General features: G+C 46.6%; 1 protein-coding gene. It reads right to left on the bottom strand.

Features of this window, described 5'->3' with window-relative positions; translation table 11 throughout:
* Window positions 1-24 precede the first annotated feature (24 nt).
* Complete coding sequence (mioC, locus tag R7Z47_RS25060; protein WP_020839871.1) at window positions 25-459, bottom strand: FMN-binding protein MioC; 435 nt, start codon at window positions 457-459, stop codon at window positions 25-27.
* Window positions 460-671 lie beyond the last annotated feature (212 nt).

Raw genomic sequence — 671 nt, 5'->3', positions numbered from 1 at the left:
ACTCTGTAAGAAATGAGTATGGGGTTAAAAGCGCTCGATATTCTCTTTTAACCATGCTTCTGCAGCATCTTCTGGGACATCATGAGCCAGAACATCAATCAACAAGCAATCTGCAATCGGCGTTGCGCCAATATCTTCTAACAAGTCGTAAGCGTGCTTACCGGCAGCGCAGAACGTATCGTAGCTCGAATCACCAATCGCAATGACTGCAAACTTCACGTCTGCCATCTTAGGTGGTGTATTTTGCAATGCTGCGATGAAAGGTTGAATATTGTCTGGATATTCCCCCGCACCGTGGGTGGAGGTGATCACAAGCCAAGTCCCTTGGTTATCGATCTCGTCTAATGATGGTTGGTTGTGAATCGTGGTTTCAAATCCTTGTTCAACGAGCAGATCGCTCAGGTGATCACCGACGTATTCCGCACCACCAAGAGTGCTACCTGTAATAATGTGGATCATACTTCTTCCTTTTGAATGCAATGGACACGATGTGAGTCGCGAATGGATGTATCCATATAAAAAGAAACGCGGCACTAAAACAAGGTTTTGTGCCGCGTATTGGATTATTTACCGATACAGAATGAAGAGAAGATGCGCCCGAGTAGGTCGTCAGAGCTGAACTCCCCGGTTATCTCATTCAGATGCTGCTGAGTGATGCGCAGCTCTTCGGC

It is taken from the genome of Vibrio sp. 1641 (assembly GCF_033339995.1).
Classification (GTDB): Bacteria; Pseudomonadota; Gammaproteobacteria; order Enterobacterales; family Vibrionaceae; genus Vibrio; species Vibrio alginolyticus.
This window is presented reverse-complemented; position numbering and strand designations above follow the sequence as displayed.